This window comes from Candidatus Marithrix sp. Canyon 246 (genome assembly GCF_001723685.1).
Taxonomy (GTDB): domain Bacteria; phylum Pseudomonadota; class Gammaproteobacteria; order Beggiatoales; family Beggiatoaceae; genus Marithrix.
The window spans coordinates 34,116-56,697 of sequence record NZ_MCBX01000013.1; the positions used below are offsets into that span (position 1 = coordinate 34,116).

At 32.1% G+C, this 22,582-nt stretch carries 17 protein-coding genes; 11 read left to right on the plus strand and 6 right to left on the minus strand.

The annotated features are described in order from the left end of the window. Positions 1–16: 16 nt before the first annotated feature. Together BHU68_RS09110 and BHU68_RS09115 are read left to right on the plus strand one after the other, a co-directional pair. Complete coding sequence (locus BHU68_RS09110) at positions 17–2,071, plus strand: sensor histidine kinase (RefSeq protein ID WP_069471015.1); 2,055 nt, start codon at positions 17–19, stop codon at positions 2,069–2,071. Continuing rightward, positions 2,055–3,356, plus strand: coding sequence for an ATP-binding response regulator (locus BHU68_RS09115; RefSeq protein ID WP_069471016.1), 1,302 nt, complete (start codon positions 2,055–2,057; stop codon positions 3,354–3,356). The genes BHU68_RS09110 and BHU68_RS09115 overlap by 17 nt, the downstream gene beginning before the upstream one ends. Here BHU68_RS09115 and trmL read toward each other — a convergent pair. After that, positions 3,307–3,771, minus strand: a complete 465-nt coding sequence (gene trmL, locus BHU68_RS09120) for a tRNA (uridine(34)/cytosine(34)/5-carboxymethylaminomethyluridine(34)-2'-O)-methyltransferase TrmL (RefSeq protein ID WP_069471017.1) — start codon at positions 3,769–3,771, stop codon at positions 3,307–3,309. The genes BHU68_RS09115 and trmL overlap by 50 nt on opposite strands. A 102-nt stretch (positions 3,772–3,873) precedes the next feature. On the opposite strand from trmL, the gene BHU68_RS09125 reads away from it, so the two are divergent. The 4 genes from BHU68_RS09125 to BHU68_RS09140 all read left to right on the plus strand — a co-directional run bounded on the left by BHU68_RS09125 (position 3,874) and on the right by BHU68_RS09140 (position 12,107). After that, on the plus strand, positions 3,874–7,026 hold the full coding sequence (locus BHU68_RS09125; protein WP_069471018.1) for a response regulator: 3,153 nt from the start codon (positions 3,874–3,876) through the stop codon (positions 7,024–7,026). Between the two features lie 88 nt (positions 7,027–7,114). Further along, positions 7,115–8,473 (plus strand): glutamate--tRNA ligase, encoded by a 1,359-nt coding sequence (gene gltX / locus BHU68_RS09130; RefSeq protein ID WP_069471019.1) that lies wholly within the window; start codon positions 7,115–7,117, stop codon positions 8,471–8,473. A 2-nt stretch (positions 8,474–8,475) separates the two neighbouring features. Further along, a complete protein-coding gene (locus BHU68_RS09135; RefSeq protein ID WP_069471020.1) occupies positions 8,476–9,276 on the plus strand; it encodes an ion transporter in 801 nt (266 codons plus the stop codon). 2 nt (positions 9,277–9,278) lie between these two features. Next, complete coding sequence (locus BHU68_RS09140) at positions 9,279–12,107, plus strand: hypothetical protein (protein ID WP_069471021.1); 2,829 nt, start codon at positions 9,279–9,281, stop codon at positions 12,105–12,107. A 199-nt stretch (positions 12,108–12,306) separates the two neighbouring features. On the opposite strand, the gene BHU68_RS09145 is transcribed toward BHU68_RS09140, so the two are convergent. After that, complete coding sequence (locus BHU68_RS09145; protein ID WP_069471022.1) at positions 12,307–12,951, minus strand: C-type lectin domain-containing protein; 645 nt, start codon at positions 12,949–12,951, stop codon at positions 12,307–12,309. Between the two features lie 107 nt (positions 12,952–13,058). Between BHU68_RS09145 and BHU68_RS09150 the strand changes: the two genes are divergently transcribed. The 4 genes from BHU68_RS09150 (at position 13,059) to BHU68_RS09165 (ending at position 18,909) form a co-directional block, all read left to right on the plus strand. Continuing rightward, positions 13,059–13,766, plus strand: coding sequence for a hypothetical protein (locus BHU68_RS09150; protein WP_069471023.1), 708 nt, complete (start codon positions 13,059–13,061; stop codon positions 13,764–13,766). Between the two features lie 38 nt (positions 13,767–13,804). Then, complete coding sequence (locus BHU68_RS09155; protein ID WP_069471024.1) at positions 13,805–14,278, plus strand: REP-associated tyrosine transposase; 474 nt, start codon at positions 13,805–13,807, stop codon at positions 14,276–14,278. 162 nt (positions 14,279–14,440) lie between these two features. Next, positions 14,441–15,808, plus strand: coding sequence for a cation:proton antiporter (locus BHU68_RS09160; RefSeq protein WP_083234248.1), 1,368 nt, complete (start codon positions 14,441–14,443; stop codon positions 15,806–15,808). 41 nt (positions 15,809–15,849) lie between these two features. Continuing rightward, the gene (locus BHU68_RS09165; RefSeq protein WP_069471025.1) at positions 15,850–18,909 is read left to right on the plus strand and encodes an AAA family ATPase; all 3,060 of its coding nucleotides are present in this window, start codon (positions 15,850–15,852) and stop codon (positions 18,907–18,909) included. Here BHU68_RS09165 and BHU68_RS09170 read toward each other — a convergent pair. The 4 genes from BHU68_RS09170 to ubiG all read right to left on the minus strand — a co-directional run bounded on the left by BHU68_RS09170 (position 18,906) and on the right by ubiG (position 22,092). Then, positions 18,906–19,493 (minus strand): hypothetical protein, encoded by a 588-nt coding sequence (locus tag BHU68_RS09170; RefSeq protein ID WP_069471026.1) that lies wholly within the window; start codon positions 19,491–19,493, stop codon positions 18,906–18,908. The genes BHU68_RS09165 and BHU68_RS09170 overlap by 4 nt on opposite strands. Next, positions 19,457–20,884, minus strand: coding sequence for a M48 family metalloprotease (locus tag BHU68_RS09175; RefSeq protein WP_069471027.1), 1,428 nt, complete (start codon positions 20,882–20,884; stop codon positions 19,457–19,459). Before BHU68_RS09175 ends, BHU68_RS09170 begins: the two co-directional genes overlap by 37 nt. A gap of 111 nt (positions 20,885–20,995) precedes the next feature. Further along, a complete protein-coding gene (locus tag BHU68_RS09180; RefSeq protein ID WP_069471028.1) occupies positions 20,996–21,382 on the minus strand; it encodes a GxxExxY protein in 387 nt (128 codons plus the stop codon). A 5-nt stretch (positions 21,383–21,387) separates the two neighbouring features. Further along, on the minus strand, positions 21,388–22,092 hold the full coding sequence (gene ubiG, locus BHU68_RS09185; RefSeq protein WP_083234247.1) for a bifunctional 2-polyprenyl-6-hydroxyphenol methylase/3-demethylubiquinol 3-O-methyltransferase UbiG: 705 nt from the start codon (positions 22,090–22,092) through the stop codon (positions 21,388–21,390). A 59-nt stretch (positions 22,093–22,151) separates the two neighbouring features. On the opposite strand from ubiG, the gene BHU68_RS09190 reads away from it, so the two are divergent. Continuing rightward, positions 22,152–22,580 (plus strand): hypothetical protein, encoded by a 429-nt coding sequence (locus BHU68_RS09190; protein ID WP_069471029.1) that lies wholly within the window; start codon positions 22,152–22,154, stop codon positions 22,578–22,580. Positions 22,581–22,582: the final 2 nt, after the last annotated feature.

Genomic DNA, 22,582 nt, shown 5'->3' on the forward strand with positions numbered 1-22,582 from the left:
ATATTATATTTCTTTTATGAAAAAATTTTTTTTTAATATTAAATTGTCACTGAAAAGCGTCATTATTGTGCCTTTTATACTTCAAATCGTCACCACGGTTGGATTAGTCGCTTGGCTGTCTTTTTATAATGGCAAACAAGCAATTGAAGATTTAGCTATACAGTTACGTAGTGAAATTACTGCACTTATTGATCAACATATCAAGACTCATACCGCAATGCCTCATTTGGTAAATCAAATTAATTCTGATGCTATTCGTCAAGATTTATTAAAGATAGATTTTTCAAATCCACAACATTTAGTTTCATATTTTTGGAATCAAATAAAACAATTTAAAACAGTTAGTTATATTGGACTTGGTACTGAACAAGGTAATTATATCGGCTCTAAAAAACGCGAAAATGGCTCTATTATTGTAGAACTTTCAAATCATAATAAGCTAGAAACGTGGGAAACTGACACTGATGGTAATCGTAGTACAGTTTCAGCAATTAGACAAAACTATGATCCACGTACTAGACCTTGGTATAAAGCCGCAGTAAATGCCGCTAAGCCGGTTTGGAGTGATATTTATGTTTATTTTTCTAGTAATAGTACTGGTATTTCTGCTAATCAAGCTATTTATGATAAAAAAGGTAAGTTATTGGCTGTGGCTAGCGTTGATTTAACCTTTTTGGATTTAGGATATTTTTTAAAGAATCTGAAAATAGCTAAAACTGGTCAAACTTTTATCATGGAACCATCAGGTTTGTTAGTTGCTAGTTCAACTGATGAAAAGCCATTTCGTATTATTGATAATAAAACTAGACGTTTTCGAGCAATAGATAGTGAAGATATTTTAACTAGTGCAACTGCTAAATATTTAGAAGGCAAACTTAATAATACAAAAAAACAACAACTTGATTTTATCTATCAACAAAAAAAATATTTTCTGGAAGTATTACCATATCATGATAAATGGGGACTTGAATGGTTAATTGTGGTTATAGTGCCAGAAAATGATTTTATGGAGCATATACATTTTAATACTCTAGTTAGCATTATGCTCTGTGTATTTGCTTTAATAGTCGCAATTTTAATTGGTATTGTTACAGCTCGTTGGATTATTAAACCAATTCAAAACTTAAATATTGCATCTAAAGCTTTAGCTTTAGGGCAATGGGATCAAAAAGTGCAGATTGAACGTCAAGATGAATTAGGTGATTTAGCTAAATCCTTTAATAGCATGGCACAACAATTAACAGAATTATTGTATGGCTTAGAAGCTGAAGTTGAGGAACGTACTAAGAAAATTAAACAAGCTCAACAACAACTAATAGAATCAGCAAAAATGGCTGAATTAGGTAATTTAGTTGCAGGTGTTGCGCATGAAATTAATACTCCAGTTGGCATAGGAGTTACAGCGGCATCAAGATTAAATACTCTTAGTTTGGAATTAGAAAATCTATATAAAACTGGCAAAATGAAACGCGCTGATTTAGATAAATATTTAAAATCGACTCAACAAGGCAGCCAACTAATTCAAAAAAATTTAACTAGAGCCGCTGAATTAGTTCAAAGTTTCAAACAAGTCGCAGTCGATCAATCTAGTGAACAGCAACGTAGCTTTGTGTTTAAAGATTATTTGAATGAAATTATAACCAGTCTGCGTGCTGAATTAAAACATTACCAAGTAAAAGTCTCTATTATATGTGATGAAAATATCGTTTTGACCAGTTATCCCGGTATTTTCTATCAAATATTTACTAATTTAATCATGAATTCCTTAATACATGGATTCTCTAATCAACAACAAGGAGAAATCAAAATAAAGGTAAAATCAATGAAGCAGGGTTTAATTTTAGATTATTCTGATAATGGCAAAGGTATTCCTGCTAAGGTTATTGAACATATTTTTGAGCCATTTTTTACTACTAATCGTCAACAAGGTGGGAGCGGATTAGGTTTACATATTGTTTATAATTTAGTTACTCATAAACTGAATGGTAATATTAGTTGCGATAGTAGTGAAGGCAATGGTGTGAATTTTATTATTGAAATAAAAAGGATTAATAATGAGTACAGTTTATGATGACATAATTTTTCAAGATGATGATATTTTTGAAGAAGTTCAAAAGCAAGAAGAAACATGGGAAATTTTAATTATTGATGATGAAGAAGATGTTCATCAATTAACCCATTTTGTATTAGATGATTATAGTTATCAAGGTAAAAAATTAAAATTTGTCAGCGCGTATTCTGCTGAAGAAGCGAAATTGGTATTTGATCAACATCCAAATATGGCTGTAATTTTCTTAGATGTTGTCATGGAAACTAATGATGCTGGTTTGAAATTAGTAGAATATATACGTGAGCGATTAAACAATCACCTTGTACGTATCATTTTACGCACTGGGCAAGCTGGATATGCACCTGAAAAACAAGTAATTATTAAATATGATATTAATGATTACAAAAATAAAACTGAGTTGACTGATCAAAAACTATTTACAGTAATGACATCCAGTTTACGTAATTATTCCGATATTAAAACCATTGAATCATATCGGCATCATTTGGAAGATAAAGTAGCTGAACGTACTTTAGAATTAAAGGAAAAAAATGAAATTCTATTACAACTGAATCAACAATTAACCAATCTGAATAAAGAAAAAAATGAATTTTTAAGTATCGCTGCGCATGATTTGAAAAATCCCTTATCAGCGATTCAGTCTTTAGCAGGTATTATTCATCATTCTTTAGATAATTTATCTAAAGATAAGTTGATTGAATTTGCTTCAATGATTGAATTTAGTTCTCGAAAAATGTTTTCTTTAATTAAGAATTTATTAGATGTTAATGCGATTGAGTCTAAAAACATTCACTTCTCTTTTAATACATATAATTTTAATAGTTGTTTACAAACCGTGCTAAAAAACTATATTGAAACGGCAAAGAAAAAACAGATTACATTAGAATATCAAGTTAAAGAACAACAAAACTATTCAATTTTTGTGGATGAAAATGCACTATATCAAATACTTGATAACTTAATTTCTAATGCGATTAAATATTCGCCTATTGGTAAAACTGTTTGTATTAATTTGTTTGAAGATGCAAATGTAGTGCGTTGTGAAATTCAAGATCAAGGCACAGGAATTGAGAAACAAGAACAAGCTTTATTATTTGGAAAATTTGCCCGTTTAACTCCCCAACCTACTGCTGGAGAACATTCAACAGGATTGGGCTTATTTATTGTTAAAAAATTAGTAACCGCTATGAAGGGCAAGGTTTGGTGCGAAAGCGAATTTGGTGAAGGATCAAAGTTTATTGTTGAATTTCAAAATCCACTTGCCTCCAAGCTTCATACAGAATAACCGCTACAGAATTAGATAAATTTAAGCTGCGGCTATCTGGATACATTGGAATACGTATTATTTGTTCAGCAGGTAATTCTTGCAAAATACTCATGGGTAAACCTCGTGTCTCTGGTCCAAATAAAAATACATCTCCATTTCGATACTGTGGTTTACTATAATTAGTTGTACCCTTTGTCGAACAGGCAAATATACGTTCTGGTTTTAGTTTATCTATAAATTCAGCTAAGGAATCATATTCTTGAACATTAGCAAATTCACGATAATCAAGCCCAGCGCGTCTTAATTTTTTATCATCTAACTCAAAACCGAGTGGATGAATTAAATGTAACTTAATTCCGGTATTAACACATAATCGAATGATATTACCAGTATTAGGTGGAATTTCTGGTTGATAAAGTAAGCAATGAAACATTATTATAAATACTATCCTTTGTAAATCTTGTACAAATTTCGCATCCCAGCAAAAGAAAAACCTTGAACTTTACTATCTTTAGAAGCAATTATCAACATAATTATGGATATTACTGAAAGAAAACAGATTGAAGAACTATTTAATCTGTCAATAGATATGCAATGTGTCATTGATTTTAATGGTTATTTTAAGCAATTAAATCAGGCATGGGAAGATACTTTAGCTTATCATCGTAGTCATTTATTAAGTAAACCGTTTTTAGATTTTATTCATCCAAATGATCGTCAAAGTTCTGAAGAGTTTTTTAACAAATTATTACAAGGCGAGCCTGTAAAGAATTTTGAAACTCGCTATAAATGTAAAGATAATTCTTATCGTCTCTTATCTTGGAATGCTTATCCTCTGGTAGAACAAAGAAAGATTTATGCAATTATTCGTGATATTACTGAATGCAAGCAAAATGAAGTTGCTCTGAAAGATGCTCATGAACGTTTATTAACTATTGTAGATCGTTATCGCGCCATTGTACAAGATCAAACTGAGCTTATTTGTCGCTATATACCTAATGGCTGCATCAGTTTTGTTAATGAAGCTTATTGCCGCTATTTCAATAAAACTGAAAATGAGCTAATTGGATTTGCTGATGAATCAGATGAAATGCAGGCATTAATTCGACAAATGATGGAGAATTTAAGTGAATTAAAGCCTGTTATAGAAACTGAATACTATCTTGTTATCAATCACGATACGCGCTGGCAACATTGGGTGGCTAGAGCAATGTTTAATCCTCAACATGAACTCATTGAATATCAATTAGTTGGGCGTGATATTACTGAACGTAAACAAGCTGAAGCTGAATTACGTAAAGCCAAAGAAACGGCTGAAGCAGCTACCCGTTCCAAAAGCGAATTTTTAGCTAATATGAGTCATGAAATTCGTACACCTATGAATGGTGTGGTTGGTATGACGGAGTTATTACTAAATACTGAGCTTTCATCTAAGCAACGTGAATATGCTCAAATTATTTACCAATCAACTGAAGCTTTACAAACTCTTATCAATGATATTCTTGATTTTTCTAAAATTGAAGCTGGTAAATTATCTTTAGAAGTAGCCCCTTTTGATTTAGAAGCCGCTGTGTTAGAAGTTGCTCGTTTACTTGCACTTACTGCTGAAGCTAAAGGTGTTAAATTAATTGTACGTTATGCACCTGATGCACCTCGTTACTTGGTAGGTGACGCTGGTAGAATAAGACAAATTTTAACCAATTTAACTGGTAATGCAGTGAAATTTACTAATCAAGGGCATGTATTAATTGATATAGATTGTCAATGGCAAAGCGTTGAATCAGCACAAATGGTATTTAATATTGAAGATACAGGAGTTGGTATTGCTGCCAATAAATTAAATACTATTTTCGATAAATTTACTCAAGCTGATACTTCAACTACTCGTAAATTTGGAGGAACTGGATTAGGTTTAGCAATTAGTCAGCAACTAGTTAAAATGATGAAGGGTAAAATGGGAGTGGTAAGTGAATTACATAAAGGCTCTAGCTTCAGCTTTAGTTTGCCATTACCCTTAGCAGAAATTCATGCAAGCAATTTTGAACAACTAGAATTTGTGAATGCCAATATTGATTTAGATTTAAGCAGTTTAAAAAGCACCCGCATCTTAATCGTAGATGATAATACAGTTAATCAAAAAATCCTGATTGAGCAACTAGAAAATTTGGATATTCGTACTAATGCAGTAGATAATGCTCAAGCGGCTGTAAAGGCTTTAACTGATGCACAATTAAACAATGATCCTTATTGGTTAGCTATTATTGATCATTTTATGCCTAATATAGATGGCATACAATTAGGGCAAATGATTGGTCAAAATCCGAAATTTCAGAAAACTATATTAATAATGTTATCCTCAAGCGGAGAACAAGAAAATAGTAAACAATTACAGCAAATTGGATTTTCTGCTAACTTAATCAAACCTTTACGACGCTATCAATTACAACAAGTAATATTAAAACTACGGGAAAATTTTAACAATCCTAATAAAGTACAAGAATTGATAACTATGACTGATGTGAATCAATTATCCTTAAAGCAACATAAAAAGCTTCTGACTAATATTTCAACATTGTTAGTAGAGGATAATGAAGTCAATCGTATGGTTGCTATTAACATGTTAGAAAAATTAGGTTGTCAAGTTACATCTTCTGAAAATGGTGTTGAAGCTATAGAAATATTAGCCACACAAAACTTCGATATCATTTTTATGGATATACAAATGCCAGAAATGGGTGGTTTTGAAGCAACCGAATGGATTCGTCAACATGAATCTGCAAACAATAAAAATATTATCGTTGCTATGACAGCTAATGCAATGCAAGGTGATGCGGAAAGTTGTTTAGCGGCAGGTATGGATGATTATCTTGCTAAACCTATTAATTTAGATGGTTTATATAAGATTTTAAATAAATATCTAGTTAAATTTACTACCAAGATCAATAAAGATAAAAAAATCTTATTAGTAGAAGATAATTCAGTCAACCTTCTAGTTGCAACTAATATGCTTGAGCAACTGAATTACCAAGTAGATATTGCAGAAAATGGTCAAGAAGCAGTAGAAAAATGTAAAATAAATAATTACAACTTAATTTTAATGGATATACAAATGCCGATAATGGATGGTGTAGAAGCAACAAGACAAATACGTCGTGGTGAAAATAAAGACACTCCTATTGTAGCAGTAACAGCTAATCATCAAGAGCCTGATTTAAAAATTTATTTTGCTGCTGGAATGAATGATTGCTTAGGTAAACCAGTTGCAATAGAAAATTTACATTCAATAGTAGATAAATATACTCTAGCAACTACTAGCACTGAAGAATTATCAACAGACTTACCGATTTTTGACGCTGAACAAGCAAAAAGTATTGCGATTGGCAACGTAGCAATATTAAAAATAATCATCGAAAAATTTCTGGAAGATACTCCTAAGCAATTAGAAAAATTAACAATTGCATTAAAAAACAACAAGCTAAAAGACATAGAACGTATTACTCATAGCCTAAAAGGCAGTTCGCGTAGCGTTGGCGCATTACGCTTAGGTGAAATCGCGTTTCAAGCAGAACAATTAACTAAAGATAATGAATTAACAGCAGCAGAACAAATGCTAAAACCCTTAAACGAGGAATTTTCTCAATTACAGGCAATATGGGCACAAACTGATTGGGATCATTTTTTAAATTAATGGTTAGCATCTAATATTTTAAGAAGGCAATAATCGCTTGATTATTTCATGATACAATAATAAATTTTAAATAATAAAACCATATAAAATGAACCATAAAACTCGTTTTGCCCCCAGCCCTACTGGCTTAATTCATATAGGCAACGCTCGCACTGCATTATTTAATGCTTTATCTGCTTATAAAGGTGTGTTTCTATTAAGGATAGAAAATACTGATTTAGAGCGTAGTAAAGATACTTACATTCAACAGTTAAAACTAGACTTAAAAAGCTTAGGTTTATTGTGGCAACAGGAGGAAAAACAATCAGATCGCTTTGATATTTATGCTAAATATTATCAACAATTAGAACAACAAGATCTTGCTTATCCTTGCTTTTGTACCCCTGAAGAATTAGCATTATCGCGAAAATTACAACGCGCCTCTGGCAAAGCACCACGTTATGCAGGTACTTGTACCCATCTTAGTGAGGCTGAAACAGCGGCAAAACTTGACAAAGGTTTAAAACCAACTTTACGTTTTCGAGTTCCGCGCGGACAAAATGTTGAATTTAATGACTTAGTTAGAGGAACACAACAATTTGCTAGTTATGATTTAGGAGATTTTATAATTCGTCGCGCTGATGGAACACCTGCATTTTTCTTCTGTAATGCAGTAGATGATGCACTGATGGAAGTTAGTCATGTATTTCGCGGCGAAGATCATTTAACTAATACACCGCGCCAAATTTTAATTTTGCAAGCCCTAAATTTACCCATTCCAGAATATGGACATATATCATTGATATTAGGTAATGACGGCTTACCACTATCTAAACGCAATGGTAGCCAAAATATTCAAGGCATGATAAATGATGGTTGGTTAGCAACAGCATTAGTAAACTATTTAGCCCGATTAGGTCATACTTATACAGATGATAACTTGCTATCATTAGAACAACTAGCAGAACAATTTTCAATAGAACGCTTAGGGCGTGCGCCAGCTCGTTTTGATGAACAACAATTACGACATTGGCAACAATCCGCCATTATCAAAGCAAGCACAGAAGAATTATGGCAATGGATGGGAGAACAAGTACACCAGCTAGTTCCAGAAACAGCGCGTGATGAATTTATAAATGCAATTCGCCCCAATATAACCTTTCCTAAACAAGCAGTAGAATGGGCAAACACTTTATTCATAGACGAGATTGTACGACAACCAGAAGCACAAACTGTCATTGACAACACAGAAAAAAAATTCTTTAATCATGCTATAACAGCCTTAGAAGCTAGCCAAGGTGACTATAAAGAATTGATAAAACAACTAAAACAAACCAGCGGAGCCAAAGGTAAAAAATTATTTATGCCTTTACGCGCCGCCCTCACAGGTGCAACACATGGTCCAGAATTAGCGAGTTTATTATCGTTGATGGGAACTGAACTAGCCAAAATGCGTTTGAGATTTTAAGTATGAAAACCATTGCCATTAAACAAACATTTCAAACAATCCGCCATAACAAATTTTTTGAATTGTTTGTTATTTTTATAATCATTTTTTCTGCTTTGGTGGTAGGTGTGAAAACCTATTCCATTTCACCAGTGATGTTACAAGTAATATCGATACTGGATTGGTTAATTACCATTTTTTTTCTAATAGAAATCTGTATTCGCTTTATTAGTGAAGAAAATAAAAAGGACTTTTTTAAAAATGGCTGGAATATTTTTGATACCTTAGTTGTAACTATCAGTTTAATACCAATTGAAAATAGTGAAATGGCAGTAGTAGGGCGTTTAATACGTATATTCCGTGTCTTGCGGATGATATCTATCATTCCAGACTTACGTATATTATTGACTTCATTAATGAAGGCTATGCCACAGCTAGGTTATATTGTCTTAATGCTATTTATTATTTTTTATATTTATGCAGCCGTTGGTAGTATCTTTTTTGAAGCAATTAATCCGACTTTATGGGGTAATATCAGTATCTCAATGTTAACCCTGTTTAGAATCATGACTTTTGAAGGTTGGGCGGATATAATGTATGAAAGTATGGCTGTCTATCCTCTAAGCTGGATGTACTATCTATCCTTTATATTCTTGACAACTTTTGCATTTTTAAACATGGTGATAGGTATTGTTGTTAATGTTTTGGATGAAGAACACCGCGCAGCCAGATTAAAAAAAGAACAACAAACACATCCTCTAACTCTGGAAGATTTAGATAGAAAAATTGAACGATTAATGGAAATTATTGAGACTAAAAAGTAGGAATGAAACACCTAACAAAATTCTTTTTTCTTATAATCTTTATACCCAATAATATTCAGCTATCAGATTTAAAAGTTGTTTATACATGGGTATTATTAGCAATACCATTAATCTTAATATTTAACTTCTGGTGGCGACGTAAAGACTTAGATAGTTTTCAAATCACCAAACCTCAATTAGCGATTGAACAATTAGTTGTTCAATCTTCAGAACCAAGCTTACAAAATGTCAAACGAATAGCACAGTTTCTAAACACTAACAAATGTATTGTTTTAATAGAAAAAGTTAGTTTTAATGATCACCAAGCTGAATTTTTTGATCGCTTAATAAACCAATTAAGCGAGCTAGATATTAATATTACTCGTTATTTTTTTAAAGCTAATTTTCATAGCGGCTATAAAACCCAAATTTCGCAGCAATTGTTGGCACAAGTTAGCAAGCATTCCTCTGAAAATCGCTTAATAATTATCTCTGAAGGTAATAACCCCATTACCAATCAATTATTAGCTTGGGTTTTAAATTCTTCACAGTGGTCAAATTGCATCTTATTGACTTTAGACGATATATGGAATCACAAATCTTTACAAATTGACAATTTGTATATCTCATCAATAGATGAAATTCCACAACGCGCTAAAGATTTAGCTGTAGATAGACAATGGCATTCTAAATATCCAAGATATTTATATGAATATCCAAGCCGCTGGTTAGAGGCAAATTCACCAGAAGCAACTGTACAAGCAGAATTATTAAGACAACTTAAAGTTTATTTAGGCAAAGATAATTATCAATGTCTATGTGCCACTGCTGCATATCCAGAATTACATTCGGCATTAACCCTACACTTAGCAAATAATTTTAACTGCTTAAATACAACTAAACTGATTCGCCTACCTTGGTTTCGTCAAGCCTACATGCCAGATTGGTTACGTCAGCGGTTATTAGAAGATTTATCAACACCACAAATACGTGCCGCTTTAAAAACAGTTCCATTAGCGGCAACAGATAAAGTCTTAACTGATAAATTATATATCAAGGTAATTGGTCAAAATTGGGCAATTACTTCTGCAAAATTTTTAGCCTATATTGCAACTCAATTTTATCGCCTTTTAACTCCTTTAAAACTAAGTTTTGCAATTATAACGCTGGTATTTATACTCACAAATCCACATTTATATCCACACTTGCAAGAAAATCCTCGTGTAATACCAGAAAAAATCGCTACTACATTACCTAGAAACGAGACAAATTTTATTGTATTAATCCAAGACACTGTAGAAATTGATCAAGTAGCACGATATTTAATTGCAGCGAATTTACCAAAATTATTATATACAGGAACAATCCCTTATCGCCCAAAACTAGATTATCTATCTTTAATATTTGTGGGTTCCAAATTTCAATGGCAAACTATAAAACAAGGGCAAAATCAAGCATATTTTAGTAATACTTTAAGCCAAATAATGTCTAAAGATAATCGCGCGAAAGGCACAAACTATTCTCGCTTCTTGGCAAAAATGACAGTTTTACCCTATGTTGAAAAACACCTAACAAATCTCAAGGCATTTTCTCGCACCATTCTAATTAGCATTGATAAACAAACCAGTAACAATATAGAACAGCCAAATGAGATAACTAAAAAAGTCAATAAATTTTTTAAAATTGAAGAACAATCAAGTTTGACGATTACATCACCTAGTAATAACAATAATTTAAATTATACAATCGCAGAAGTTTCACCAAAACCACCAGCAACCATACTTGATTATCCAAAACAAATAAAATTAGATCGAATCGCTATATCTAATAAAAAATTGCGAATCGTACAAATCAGTAAACGAGGAATTAATTTAAAAATAGCGGCATCTGAATATTGGAAACCTGAAACGATAGAAATATTGTTTAACAAACAAGTGAATCACATAGAAATTCCTAGCTCAATAGCCGCTTGTCTCAAATCAAAAATTTGCCAGCGTCAAGCAGACGGCACAATTTTTATTCCATTTATTGATAAAAACAATCCTCTATTAAACAATTTAGAAATAAAATTTAAGCTAAAATTTCATTACAAAATTCCAGATATATATACACACCAATGGCTAAACCTTGATGATAATAGCATTAAAATTGACAGCATAAAACCATTAGTAATACCAGCACACAGCTTTTTTTCTAGCATATTCCCAGAACGAATACTAGACAATAAAACACTATTAGAACTATATGATCCATCAAAAGATGCAAGCCAAGGCTTAAATCAAGAAACAGCTAAAAATCGCATATTAAAACCACGAACAGAATTCAACCAACAAATTTGGATTACAGCATCAATATTTGCAGTAATACAAATAAGCCTATTTATATTACTATTTTATGAATTTTACTATCGCCGTCGCTACCACTTAAAATTAAACTGGCTAGCTCTAAATAACATTGAAATTGATTTAAACACAGCCACCAAACAGCTATTAGGCTCCATAGTTATTAAGCATGACAAGCGCAAACCAGAAACGGAAATTGTAATTGAAATAAACTATGACAACACACAATTCAGCGAAAATGGAATATTACTAACAGAAAGTAACTCAATACCGATAGGCTTCAAAGGCGAAGGCGAAGAATTACAAACTAAAATAACAGAAACCCTAACAAACACACTAACCCTATATTTATTTATAGATACAGCAGCGATAAATTCTTATACGGCTAGCAATAAAGCAATAAGATTCGACAAATTAGAAGTTGAAGTAAACATAGCAGGCAAAACAGTATTAAAACAAAAATTAGAATTTAATTTTCAATTACTAGGAAAAAATAATGTCATACAGTAATTTTACGATCAAACAAGTTCAAGATGAATATTGATTTAAGAGATTATAGCATTGAAGACAATCCCGGTAGAATAATAGGTATATTATCAACTATGGTAAAACAAGAAGCCTAAGACTTTATGAAACCCGAAATTAAACCTGACAGGTTTTAAAAACCTGTCAGGTTTGGCTATAAACAAGGAATTACCAAGATAAAAAATTATTTAATAACTTTATAATCAATAATTTGAAATATATATTGACTAGAATTTGTAATTTTCATATCAACTGATAAAGGCATAATCTCGTCATTACCAGCAAGTGGAGAATAATGTAGAAGCGGAATATGCAGTTTGAAGTCATAAGATAGAGTGGCAGGCTTACAAGTCTCAGGCGTTGGCTGCGTTGATGATCCATCATTTTGATATTCTACAATAAATCCATTTGCTTTATGGCTTCCCGAAGCATCAACCCATCCATAAGATTGATTATAAAATAAGAAATTCTCATTACCACCATAATTATTAGGCTCACCATTAGCCCAGCGATCATACACCCATTCTTCATTAGTAACCCATGTCCATTTTCCTTCTTCAAGCGCATCGGTTCCTCCTAAGAAATAATAAAGTTTACCGACATTATCAAAAACCCATCGGTTTTCTGCATCTGAAGTGATAGTTGCCAAATGCCCGCCCAATGCTTTTGCCAGACTATTGGCTTCACTCCAAATAACACTAGCATCAAAACCTTCGTAATAATGCCCATTGCCACCATCTTCAACTTTCCATTGTAAACGTTCAGCCAATACATTGTTTGTTGTTAAACAGAGTAGCCCAGTCATACACCAACTAAGTAATTTTTTCATTAAAATTATCCTTAAAATTGAATCAAGAAGTTGATATTATATTTCATAAATAAATTAAAAGCAAAAAATATTTGACATATTTATAATACTTTTTATATACTAATTGAATGAAACAACTTCTGCAATTATTACTAATAATAATCTTACTATGCACTCAATCTCCAGCAATAAAAGCAGAAGGCTTATTGCGTTTATTCACAACACCAGCACAACGTGAAGCACTTGATGCAGCGCGTGCCAAACCAATCATAAAAAAACCTAAACGAAAAAAACGAGTCAAAAAGCGAGTCAAGAAACGCAAAAAAGTAACTAAACGAAAAAAACGCCGTATTAAAATAAAAAAACCTAAAAAACGAAAATCAGCTAAAAAAATTAAGAGAAAAAAACGAATCAGAAAACCTAAAAAACTGAAACCAAAAATAGCTAAGAAAAAACCTATAAAAGTCATAAAGCCCAAAAAAACAATCCAAAAACCACCTGTTAAAATCAAAAAGATTGAACAACCAAAAATAGAGCCAAAAAAACCTATAAAAGTCACTAAACCGAAAAAGATTGAAATTCCAAAACCCAAATTACCAAGATATATAAGCTTTGAAGGTTTAATGACGCGCAGTGATGGAACAACCACAATATGGATAAATGGAACAAACGACTTATATAGAGAAGGATTTACAATAGAAATTGATAAAATAAAACCAGATTACTCAATACCAATTATATTAAATTATACAAAACAAAGGATTATATTAAAACCCGGACAAAATTATGATACATTAGAAAGAAAAATTAAAGAAAGTTATATGATTCAAAAATAAAAAAGATACAAAAAATTTACATTTAAAAGGTATAAAAAATGCAATATAGACGTTATCGGGTTGCTGGTGGCACGTATTTTTTTACTGTAAATTTGGCGGATCGTTCTTCATCTTTGCTTGTTGAGCATATTGATCTGTTGAGAGATGCAGTGCGAGAAGTTAAATGTCGTCATCCATTTACTATTGATGCAATTGTGATTTTACCTGATCATATTCATGCAATATGGACATTATCGGTAAATGATGTTGATTATTCTAAACGTTGGATGTTAATAAAATCAATGTTTTCACGTCATATTCCAAAAACCGAGTTGATTAATGATTCAAGAATGAAAAAACGAGAACGCGGCATTTGGCAACGTCGTTTTTGGGAACATACAATACGTGATGAATTTGATTGGCAACAACATGTAGATTATATTCATAATAATCCTGTCAAACATGGTTGGGTAAAACAGGCAATTGATTGGCCTTATTCATCAATTCATAGCTATCTCAAAGCCGCTCAATAAATTTGTAGGTTGGGCTGACGACAGGAAGCCCAACGAATCATGGAAGAAATTGACGTTGTGAAAATTGTTGGGCTTCCTTTCGTCAGCCCAACCTACAAATTAATATAAAAAGAATGAGATATCTATGATAAAATACAAAATTTTGTAACGTTTTTTTTGAAAATGAAATCAATAAGTTTTAATTATCAATACAATAAATCACATAGGGTGTTTATTCTCCTATTTTTATTCTTTACCCCCTTAGCTTTTGCCAGTGGCGGTGGAGAAAATGCAATCAATTTATTGTGGATTCCTGTCATATTATTATTAGCTAAATTCTCTAGCTTAGTTGAAAAAATTAAACAGCCAGCAGTTTTAGGTGAATTAATTATCGGGGTAATCATCGGTAATTTAATCTTATTTGGGATTAATATCTTTGAGCCTATTAAAACCAATCATATCATTTTATTTCTTGCCGAATTAGGTGTCGTAATCTTACTTTTTCAAATTGGTTTAGAATCCAATATTGAAGAGATGCGTGAAGTTGGATTCAGAGCCTTATTAGTTGCAATTGTAGGGGTTGTACTTCCATTTGCATTAGGGTTTTATGTCGGTAAGTTATTAATGCCCGGCTTAGAATTTAATTCCTATTTATTTTTAGGTGCTACTCTCACAGCAACTTCAGTCGGTATTACCGGAAGAGTATTCAAAGATTTAAATAAATTACAGACAAGAGAAGCACAAATTGTCTTAGGTGCTGCCGTTATTGATGACGTTATGGGCTTGATTATATTGGCAGTAGTATCAGCTATTGTTGTGACAGGCGCAGTCAGTTTGTTTGGTGTCAGCTTTATTACTCTGAAAGCCCTCGGTTTTCTAGTATTAGCTTTATTTTTGGGACAATTATTAGCACCTCAAATTGGACGCTTGTTCTCGAAAATTCACAGTGGTATGAGCATGAGGTTTACTCTTGTCATCAGCTTAGGATTAATTTTTGCTTATTTGGCAAGTTTAGCTGGTTTAGCTCCTATAATTGGAGCTTTTGCTGCTGGCTTATTACTAGAACCTGTTCATTTTAATAGATTTGATCATCCTGAAATTAATCAAGAAATTGATAAAGCTATTATAGATACTGATGATGATACTAAAGAAAAAGTGAAAAATATTTTAAGCAAACATAATGATCATCATCTGAATTATCTGATTGAACCTTTAGGCTATTTTTTAGTTCCTATATTTTTTGTGGTAACAGGAATGCAAGTAAAACTAGAAACTTTATTTGATCCTAAAATCTTAGGTATCGCTTTAGCTATTACTGTTGTTGCATTTATTGGTAAATTAGCTTCTGGTTTGCTAGCAGGAAAAGGTGTCAATAAATGGATTGTTGGTTGGGGAATGGCACCTAGGGGCGAAGTCGGGTTAATTTTTGCTATGATTGGTAATCAACTTGGTGTGATTTCAGAAGAATTGTTCTCTGTTATAATTATAATGGTAATTTTAACTACCTTATTCACACCACCGATTTTAAATCATTTATTACGTAAATTATAAAACGTAGGGGCAATCCTTTATGGTTGCCCAATTTATCAAACATGCCTAACACCCTATCTTTACCAATTTGGACTGTTAATTTAGAATTTTCTGAAAATATTAGTCTTGTTTCCCCTTTATTAATTCCAGAAACCATTGCAATTAATGAATCAAATAAACAGCTTGCTAAAACACTAATTCAGCGTTTAGAAGCTAGTCAAGATGATTTATCTCAGGATATTTTTAAATATACTCCTCAAATTTCATTAAAAAAAAAGCAACTAAATCTTAGTATTAAAATACTAGATTTAACTTTTGATTATTTTTATACACAATTAGCCAATAATTCTTATTTAGGATTTGTACCAGTATTGGGTGTTGAAGGCTATGCTAAAACAACTACTGAATTAGTTGAAGCGTTAAAGGCTGCGATTGAATTAGAGTTTTCTCGTAAGAAGCGTCATAAAAACATCAAAGATATTATTACCACAATATGGTACGAGAATATAGAATTTACAGAACATTTTATTGATACTAATGTCTCAAAACCAGCAGAGAATAAGAAAAAGCAAACAAAATGGCTGCCTAAAATCGCTAATAAATTAGAAACTAGTAAAAGTTGCCGCTGTTTTGGGCGTGATACTGAACTTGAACAAATGCAACGCGCTTTAACTGGTAAATATAGTCGTAGCTTATTATTAGTTGGACGTTCTGGAGTAGGTAAAACCGCATTAGTTAAAGAGTTATATAGACAAGGTATTGATTCTGTTGTCTGGGAAACAACCGCTGCGCGTTTATTACAAAAGCTAACCGTTGATAGCGGCTGGGAAGAGCCTATGGGTCAACTTTTAGAAGAACTTAGTGAAAGTGGGGATATATTATATGTACATAATCTAGCGCAATTATTTGAAGTTGGAGCCTATGTTGGTAATCCGATTAGCATGGCAGAATTTATGCGCGAACAATTAGCATTAGCCAGTGTACGTATGATGAGTGAATGTACAGATGAAGAATTGGCACGTATTGAAACCACATCTTTGGGTTATACAAATTTATTTAATATTCAACGCATTGAAGCTCCAACATTTAAACAACAATTAGCAATTATTCACAGTTTATTAAAGATTCCAAAGCCTATAATTGAAGAAACCTTACGCTTACAACATCGTTATTCATTATATTCTGGTTTTCCGGGCAAAACCATTAGCTTCTTAGAAAATATCCATACCAAACAAATCACTCGTGAAATGGTAGTAACTAGATTTTGTAATGAATCTGGAATGCCGCGTTTTTTAATAGATAGTCATACTCCTTTAAAACTGGATACCACACGAGAATTTTTTCAATCGCGTTTATTTGGACAAAATGCCGCTATAGACATATTAGTTAATTTATTAGCCGCCGTAAAAACTCGCCTTACTCGCCCGGGAAAACCAATTGCCTCACTACTATTTGTTGGACCAACAGGGGTTGGTAAAACTGAATTAGTTAAAGCATTAGCAGAATTTATGTTTGGTGATAGTGAACGTTTAATTCGTTTTGATATGAGTGAATTTTCTGATGAAGTCGCGGTATTACGTTTAACTGGCGATGTGGGTGCGCAAGGTTTATTAACCAATAAACTGAGACAACAACCATTTTCAGTAGTTTTATTTGATGAATTAGAAAAAGCTCATTATAGTTTTTATGATTTATTACTACAAATAATGGGTGAAGGGCGTTTAACCGATGCCAAAGGGCAAGTTGCTGATTTTTGTAGCAGTGTGATTATTATGACATCAAATATAGGTGCTGGGCATAGTCGTCAACTTAGCCCGGGATTTCATAATATTTCTAATAGCGGCGATGAATTACAAAAGCATTATTTACATGCAGTACAAAAATTTTTTAGACCAGAATTATTTAATCGCATTGATCAAATAATTCCTTTTAATAGTTTGAATTTAAAAGTATTACATCCAATAGTAAAACGTGAACTAGATAAAATATTAGCACGATATGGTTTAATGACACGTAATATTTCGATTGAATTTGAAGATGCTGTGATTAATTATTTAGCTAATTTAAGCAGCAATAGCCCATATGGTGCGCGTCAATTACAACGTAATTTACAAGAAAAAGTAGTAATTCCATTAGCCAAAACTTTAAATCGTTATAGTATTTCAACTTCAATGAAGATTGTGATAACTATAAAAAACAATCAACTAGAATTTAATTCCAACATTTTTACCGAAAAGCGCGATCTTGATAAAACTTTACCAGAGCTTGTTACTCAAGTTACAGCTGCTCGTCGTTTAGCACAACAAATAAATGATGGAGCAATTATGAATAAATTATGGAGCCGCTGGGATATTTTAGAACGTAATCGTAATTGTAAACAATTTTGGCAAACTAATGCTAATGAATATGCTAAATTACATCAACTTTTAGAACAAAATAAAACTTTATTTAAACAAATACAAACGATTGAAACAGAAACAACATTAGCTTTAATAGCAATTAAAAAATTTAATAATCAACTAACAACAAGCTTCACAGATTGGCAACAAGCTAATAAAAAATGGCAATTAGAATTATTAGATACAATACAAGTAAAGACTGGGCGATGCTTATTAGCTATTTATGGTAAATATGAAAATATTGAAAAAATATATAATATATTTATCAATTTAATTGCTGATTACTCTTGGAATATAAATCAACGTGCTGTATGGATACAAGCTAAAGATCAGAAATATATTTATACAGATAATTTATATCGTTCATACAATTCTCATGATAAATTAGTTGGTTATGAATTAGAAATTATAGGTGCAGGAGCAGGGCTGTTCTTTTCAAAAGAAAGTGGTATTCATGTTTGGCGTGATCATAATCATAAACCATATAAATATGCTATTTTAACAGCAGAAACTAAGTTAAATAAGTTTCAAACACCAATAGGAATCCATAGAAAACAATTTTCAGAAGGAATGCAAGTTAAAAGAGAATATTCAAAAAATGGATTTTTTGATCCTATCACGAAATTCACTAGTAATCGTTCTAATTGGCAAAGCATTTTAGAACAACAACTAAATGAACAATTTGAAGAATCCTTGAGAAAGGTGTTGTTAGGCAGTGTCTAGTTAATTTGAATAGAAGGCAAAATTCCACTAATATCCTGAAATGGACCAAGTGGATTTCTTTTGTCTTCAAATTCAGATACTTTCGGTTCACCACCCCATATTTTATGTACCACTAAATCCTTTTTTAATACAATTAAAGCCTTAAATTTCCAGCCGCTGGTTCTTTTTTTTCTTCTAAAATTTAGCAAATCTAAAAATAGATTTCCATAGCGTTTGCTATCTAAGATGCTAGGCGTTGCTTCATAACCAAAACATTGATCTCTCGCTTCTAAACAAGACTTAACTCCGGGATCAATATCTTGTAGTCTGATAGAAGGGTTTGGCATAAATTTTTCCAATAAATCTAAATATGTCAATAATTTCACATTTGGTGTTTCAAAAGGATTAAAGCCTAATTTTTTTAAATCGGTGCTGGTTGTAACATTCGGATTTATTTGATCAAAAGTTTGTTTTACATCATCAAAACTATTCCAAGGTGATTGAGTAGTGTGTTGCACTGAGGGAAAAAAACTCGCACAGCCATTAATCATTAGTACACTAATAATTATTAATATTTTTCTTTCATTTGTTGTTCTTCTTGCCATTCTGCTTCTAATATTTTATGTCGCATCTTTATACGCGCCTTTAAATAATAATCCGCTTTATATTTATTAGCGAAATTCACTTGCTCTAAAGCTAATCTAGTTTTTCCCATTAAATAATACCAATCTGATAAGGCTAAATGTGATTGTGCTTTTTCATTATTTAATTGATAAGCGCGTGATAATAAACTATAATAATAAGGGTTATTATCTGCTGCTAATCTTAATAACACCCGTTTTGCTTTGCGGCTTTGTTTATGTTGTAATAACTTTTCCGCATAATCTAAGCCGATCATTATATTACCGGGATAAGTTTTTAAAGCTTCATCATACAGTGATGCGGCTTTGACGCGCTTTTTCTTTAACCATTCTAATTGTGCTTGCAATAAACTATAAATTGCACGATCTTGATCATATTTTAATAACCAGTTTAATTGGATTTTTACTTGATTGAGCAAACCCCTTGATAATGCTGTTTCAGCTATAGCATAACGAATTGCCCGTTCATCATGAAATTGTTTGGTTTTTAACATCGTTTTTAATTGCTTTAATAGTTTTTTATGATTCTCGGATGTTAAAGCTAATACTTTAGCTTTCATTAAATGATAAAACGGCGTGTCTTGTTCTCGTTTTCTTGGATATTGCTCTGCACGATCACGCGATTCTGCGATTCGATCAGTTGTCACTGGGTGAGTGCGTAAGAATTCAGGAACATTATCATATAAACGGCTAGCTATTTGTAAACGTTGGAAAAATATTGGCATATAGCGTGTATCAAAACCAGCTTTTGCCAAAGTTTCTATGCCTACACGATCAGCTTCTTTTTCATGGCTACGTGTAAAATTAATTTGTAATTGTATATTACCAGCCATGACGCTCATAACAGCTGCATGTGCAATCGCAGGATTAGCTAAACCAGCTACTAAACCCACCAATAATCCCGCCATCATCGGTAATGACATACGTTTAGAAGCTGCAACACTACGAGCAATATGACGTTGAGTCACATGGGCAATTTCATGAGCTAATACTGAAGCTAATTCAGCTTCGTTGCGGGTTTTTAATATTAAGCCACTATTTACCCCTATAAACCCACCGGGTACAGCAAAGGCGTTTATAGCAGGATCTTTAATTACAAAAAATTTAAATTGTTGTTCTGGTTTATGACTATAGGATGCCAAACGATAACCTAAATTATTTATATAATCATTAACTTGAGGATCTTCTATTAATTCCACTTGCAAACGTAATTGACGAAAAAAACTGGTGCCTAATTTTTGTTCATCAGCCAATGACATTACTAAGTTAGCGGAACTACCAATATCAGGCAGTTCGATTGCTGCTACAGGTAAACTGATTGTAATTAGTACTAAGCAATTTATATACCATTTCATAAAATTTAATCTTTTCCCATTATTTAACTACTTAAACCTTGATTTAATTTGATTTGCTTGATTACCGTGATTTTTAAAAAATCAAGGTAATCAAGCAAATCCTTAAAAAAATCAAGGTTCAAGCCTTTTTAATTTATTATTATGAACTCTGTTAAATTGTAAGCTTTTAGCTCCAAAATTAATCAACAACCCAATTTCCGTATTATAAGCTTCAAGATAATTCATAGCCTGTGCTAAATGCACATCTTGCAAATTTATAACTGCTTTAATCTCCACCATAATTATTTGTTCAACAAAAAAATCAACTCTTCTGGTGCCAACTTCATATCCTCGATAATGAATTTTCATTACCTTTTCTCTCTCAAATTGAATACCGGCATATTGCATTTCAATACTCAAACATCGCTGATAAATAACTTCTTGAAAACCATTTCCCAGCGTTTTGTGAACTTGCATTGCACAACCAATTATCTTATGCGTTAAATTTTCATATTTCATGAGAATTATTTTTGGCTGTGAACCAAATAATTTACAGACACATCAGCACCCAAAGAATAATTTTGAGTCAAAAGATTATAACTCATACCAGAAATATCTATAACTTCTCCATCAACATTACGTATCCAAGTTGCCAATTCAGATGGACAAATAAATTTTTGATAATCATGTGTACCTTTAGGCAACATTTGTAAAATATATTCAGCACCAATTATCGCATGAAGATAAGATTTAGCATTACGATTCAGAGTAGAAAAAAATAAATATCCACCGGGCTTTACCAGTTTATGACAAGCAGCAACAACAGAGGCAGGATTAGGAACATGTTCCAACATTTCCATACAAGTAACCACATCAAAACTAGCAGGATTATTATCCGACAATTCTTCTACAGTAATACATTTATAATCAACATTAAGTTCAGATTCATATAAATGTAATTTAGCCACATTTAGAGCTTCTTGACTCATATCAATACCAGTAACATTAGCATTTTTGGCTGCCATACTTTCACTTAAAATACCGCCACCACAACCAACATCCAATACAGATTTACCTGCCAATGTGCCTGCATATTGCATAATATAATTTAAACGCAAAGGATTAATATCATGTAGCGTCTTAAATTCTCCATTAGAATCCCACCAATGAGAAGCTAATGAGCTAAATTTTGTTACTTCTTGTTGATCTATATTTTGTATAATAGTCATGGCAATAATTAATATTGTGGATTATAATAATAGCATTATATCAAAAGAGAGCATAAGAAATGTTAGAATATGTATTTTTTCATGAAACACCTTTTCAATCATTTGTCAAATATTTAGAAACTAAGAAAGTTTCACCAAAAATAACAATAGAAGATGATAGTTATGAAATCGGAATATCAGAAGATATAAATGAAGACTTATCAGATGAAATCGACGATAAATATGATGAATTAATGGAAATGAATCAAGATTTATTGGAAAAAGAAGAAGAAGCAAACGAGCATAATTACAACTTAGCCAGTATAGGCTTTAAATTAAAAGATGGTACCAGCTCGAATGCAAATATAGATTCCAATGTAATGTCAAGAATTATGGGAGTCATAACACCATTAGAACTAAATCTAATGGTAGATGCTATTGTTACGGCAGTGGAAAGCCCAGAACAACGAAGTATTTGCCAACAAATTAGAGAGGGTGATGTTATTTAAAA